The sequence below is a fragment of the Candidatus Cloacimonadaceae bacterium genome (genome assembly GCA_030693415.1).
Taxonomy (GTDB): Bacteria; Cloacimonadota; Cloacimonadia; order Cloacimonadales; family Cloacimonadaceae; genus JAUYAR01.
The window spans coordinates 1-3,912 of record JAUYAR010000131.1; the positions used below are offsets into that span (position 1 = coordinate 1).

Annotated in this window: 5 protein-coding genes; 1 reads left to right on the forward strand and 4 read right to left on the reverse strand. The window is 46.1% G+C overall.

The annotated features are described in order from the left end of the window. The first annotated feature begins 288 nt into the window (after positions 1 to 288). On the forward strand, positions 289 to 672 hold the full coding sequence (locus Q8M98_07960) for a hypothetical protein (GenBank protein ID MDP3114695.1): 384 nt from the start codon (positions 289 to 291) through the stop codon (positions 670 to 672). Positions 673 to 685: 13 nt separating this feature from the next. Here Q8M98_07960 and Q8M98_07965 read toward each other — a convergent pair whose 3' ends face one another. The 4 genes from Q8M98_07965 to Q8M98_07980 all read right to left on the reverse strand — a co-directional run. After that, entirely contained in the window at positions 686 to 1,564 is an 879-nt protein-coding gene (locus tag Q8M98_07965) for a hypothetical protein (protein ID MDP3114696.1), read from the reverse strand. Next, positions 1,564 to 3,117 carry a hypothetical protein gene (locus tag Q8M98_07970; protein MDP3114697.1) on the reverse strand — a complete coding sequence of 518 codons (1,554 nt, stop codon included), beginning with the start codon at positions 3,115 to 3,117 and terminating at the stop codon, positions 1,564 to 1,566. The genes Q8M98_07965 and Q8M98_07970 overlap by 1 nt, the downstream gene beginning before the upstream one ends. Positions 3,118 to 3,242: 125 nt before the next feature. Next, on the reverse strand, positions 3,243 to 3,692 hold the full coding sequence (locus Q8M98_07975; protein MDP3114698.1) for a hypothetical protein: 450 nt from the start codon (positions 3,690 to 3,692) through the stop codon (positions 3,243 to 3,245). Next, a partial coding sequence (locus Q8M98_07980; GenBank protein MDP3114699.1) for a helix-turn-helix domain-containing protein occupies positions 3,685 to 3,912 on the reverse strand: 228 nt, incomplete at its 5' end. The genes Q8M98_07980 and Q8M98_07975, both read right to left, overlap by 8 nt.

The window sequence follows — 3,912 nt, forward strand, 5'->3', positions numbered from 1 at the left end:
CCATTTAGTGTATGAATCCATGGTCTGAAATCATGCCTGATTGGCAAGGTGGCTCTCACCTTCGGAACGAGTGGCTCTATTATTCGGAGGGGTGGCTCTAATTCTGCGGACTAATGGCTCTATCTTATCAGATTATTCACACTTGGGCTTCTTCTTTCAAAGCAAAACAAGCAACTTGATGCAATAGAACTTTTAAAGGAATTTATTAAAGATCACCCAGATAACATTGTTGCTAGGCATAATATGGCTTGTTTCTACTTAGAAACCTGTCAGTATGAAAAAGCTTTCATGAATACTAATGCAGTGTTAGAAGTAGATCCGAGTTTTGCAGAAGGTTGGTCATTTATTGGTCATTTGTATCTCATAAAAAGAGATCTAATCCGAGCAGAATTCTATATTAATAAATCTCTTAGCATTATTGATAATTACTCAGCTCATATCACGATGGGTCATTTACGATACTTGAAGGGAGATGAAGATTTTCTGAGGTCTTACATTACGGCATATCTGTTGGATGAAGATCATTTTGAGTACTTTGATGCTGTTAGAAGAGAATTGATTCAGTTGCTTGACAGTAAAGAAGCAAAACAGGTCTTCGATATGATTAAGAAAGCAATCAATGCTGATGCTTATAAATCTCAGCGGTTAACTACAAGAAAAACTACGAAGTAAGAAGCGTCGGGATTCAATAAATTACCAAAGTTGTCGTCCTACATTTCCAATGAAATGGTGGGAAGGGAGTATGTGCTCCGGATACACCGATCGGTTCATCATTGTTGTTATAGACTATCTGATCATTACTCACCCATGGTGCGAGGGCTTTGATGTAGTCTCTGGCATCGTCCAGGTTGTTTGACTTAGTATCCAGAGCCATCAGATTATCCATCACCTCCGTCGCATCGTTAAGGGGATAGGCTTTATCTTGGGCAGCCAATGCCAGGCAGATGTCACTGGTGCGGTCATCGAGGATGACTACGAGTTTATAATACTTTGCCTGGGCTTTCTTGTAGCCTTGTAATCTCCCGAATTCCCGTATCCGGAGAGCCGTATGCTCAGCCAGACCCTGCCAGTAAACTTGGGATTTCTCTCCAATGTCGCTAAACTGCTGTTTTAATGTATCTGTCAGCATTTCCTTAGTGTATCCCTGTTCTATGGCTTTGGAAAGCACATCAGCGAAGTTTTGACGTATATCAGCCTCAAAATGATTTCCGAGCCAGAAGATTTGCTGTTTCTGGATGGTGGATGATAAGTGCTGATCTTCGATGCCCCATAGTCCGATGGATGTCTTGACTGGTGCCTGGACTTGCGTATCCCGGAGTCCGAGCCTGATACAGCGGTCGATATAGGCTTTGGTTGGCTCGTTTACTTGGGAGGCAAAGTCATCTCCCAGTTGCGTATTGATGATGTCCATCAGCTTGTCTATCTGGGTCTTGCTGACCTTTTCGCTTCTCGGCATGTCACTCAACATCTGGATAGCTAAGTAAGCTGCATCCTTGACTTCAGTCTTCCAGGCATTGTTTAAGACCCGGTAATACTCCAGCATAATCTGATCATAATACTGCATCAGAAGCTGAACCTCCGGACCCGGACTCTGTTTCTCCCAATGTCATACTCAGAGAAGCGTTCCAGGCATCCGGCTAAGGCATCACAGCCATCAATATAGCCATCAGGATAGGTAAGGAACTGACTTATTAGGGTGGGTGTATCCTGTCCGTCCGGAAAGAGTATCTTGGCTGTCTCGATGCTGGTCTCAGTTCTCTCTATCCGCAGGTTCTTGTTTTCCTTGTTATCAATGCGCTTGATTCTGTGGGAGATAGGATTAAGGTTATTATCCTTAGCCCACCTGTCAAAGTCGGCAAGGATACGTGCCTGTCCATAACTGGTCTCGATGGCAGAGCGGAACTTGGCTTTATAGATAGATTCCAGTTCCTGATAGGTGTCATGGTAATACCTGAAGAACTTGGTATTCTCAGTCTGTCTTATCCAGACATGGATTACATAAAAGCGATTGCCATCATAACCGATGGAGATGATAGCCTTGAAGCAGCCCTTCTCTCCCCATGCCGGGTCAGCATACATCCAGACCCGCTTCATTAGACTGGGAGCAGGCAGGTTTCTGTACTTAGTGAACCACTGGTGCTTGAAGATATTGCCTTCGATAACAGGCTGTCCAAGCATCTCTCTTTGGTAACCGGTACTGCCGAACTTGGCTCGCAGGTTTGGTAGTGTACTTGTAGGGTATTGCTCTTCCCAAGCAGAGCTACCGTCGGGATTCTCCAAAGGAAAGCGCATAATAGCTCTCTGGTGGCATTTTAAGACTGGTTTAAGAGCAATATCCAAGTCTATGTTATCTGCCTTTAAATCGTCTATTATGAGTTGCTGGAATTGACAGATAGCATAATTCGGATGCACGAGGTTACCGAGCCAGATTACTTTGCCTGTTCCTTCCGGTGCCAAGGCTCCTGCCAACTCCTGAGTAATCTTGTCCATGCGTCTCTTGCCGATGGACTGGTTACCCATGTTCTCTTCTTTGTCGATATCATCACAGACAATCAGTCCGGGTCGTTTGGCTGTCTTGGGATTAAGGGTTCCACGATGCGATTGCTTAATGCTCCTGGCTCTGATACGGGTCTTGTTCTTCAGATAGAAGTCGAGGTCAAAAGAGTCCACAGGCTGCAGCTCAGGATAGTCACCAAGCAATCGTCTATTGTTGGTCAGTTCATGCAGTGTGAAAGCAGTGCGTTCCTGTGAAAGGTCAACATCGGCAGCCGTATGGATTACATACTTCTCGCCTTTGATAATCTTCCAGATTGGATAGACAACTCCCATCAGTACCGTTTTGCCCAGTCCACGAAAACCTGTGATTCCGATGATACCCTCAGAGTTCTGGGTCTCATCGAACATAGTCTCATGAACTGGGCAAAAGGGTAAGACAAAGACATGAGGAAAGTAAGTCCGGCAGAAGAAGGAGAAAGCAGCCCAGTCATCTCCCATGGTGCGGGTGATGCGTTCAGCCTTGGCATCAGGATTATCGTCTATAAAAGGCAAAACGGAGATCGTTTTTGATGCGATCTCCGCCAGTGCCTTGTTATGCCTTTGAATAAACTTCTTAGACATAACCGTGGTCTGTAGGCTGTAGGTAGTTCGGGTAGTGCAGAGCCGGAGGCGACGGCTCCGCTTGGCCTGTTGGTTTTGGAGGGTAGGCAGGATCTGTAGGCTTTATGTAGGACGGAGGAAGGTATTTATCCATTTCTAACTCTCAGGTAATCGGCAAGATCTAAGACTATGCCTTGGAACTGTTTCAGCAGTGTCTCATGCCCTTTCTCGATCATGAAGTCGGTAACCTGATCCAGGAAGCGTACGATGTAATCATTCAGTTCTTTTGCAGGTTCGCTGTCCTTCTGATTCTGTTTGATGAGTGAGACAAGGCTTTGCAGAGCCGTATCTGCCGGGTTCTTGGCATACTCTCTAAGCGCTTGAATAAGAGCTTTCTTGCGGGCTAAGCTGATCTCGTGGTCAAGCTTGCGCTCTTCTTTGAATAGCTCATCCCATTTGCCGGACTTGATCCACTTGCGGACGGTGATGTCCGATACTCCGAAGATCACCGCCAACTCAGTGGGATCGGTGTTACCATTGAGGTAAGTAGCCTTGCAGTTGTCCCGCTTGATGCGGAACTCCAGTGCATTACTCATATTCGGGGCGAACCTTATGCTTAAGAAGGTAAGCATTTAAGTCGCTGCCTTTGCAGCGGAGCTGTCCGTTCTCTGCGGTGCGGAAGGCAGGCAGAGGATCTGGGATGTCTCTGATCCAGCGGTAAACACTGGAGCGATCGACCCTGAGCACATCGGCTATCTCATCAGTCCGGTAGTTGCGGTCATCATTAAAAACATTCATCGTTTCTATTACCTCGGC

Bases quoted from the DNA above. Each gene is read 5' to 3' on its own strand.
- Q8M98_07960 (MDP3114695.1), top strand. From the start codon at position 289: ATGAATACTAATGCAGTGTTAGAAGTAGATCCGAGTTTTGCAGAAGGT.
- Q8M98_07965 (MDP3114696.1), bottom strand. From the start codon at position 1,564: ATGCAGTATTATGATCAGATTATGCTGGAGTATTACCGGGTCTTAAAC.
- Q8M98_07970 (MDP3114697.1), bottom strand. From the start codon at position 3,117: ATGTCTAAGAAGTTTATTCAAAGGCATAACAAGGCACTGGCGGAGATC.
- Q8M98_07975 (MDP3114698.1), bottom strand. From the start codon at position 3,692: ATGAGTAATGCACTGGAGTTCCGCATCAAGCGGGACAACTGCAAGGCT.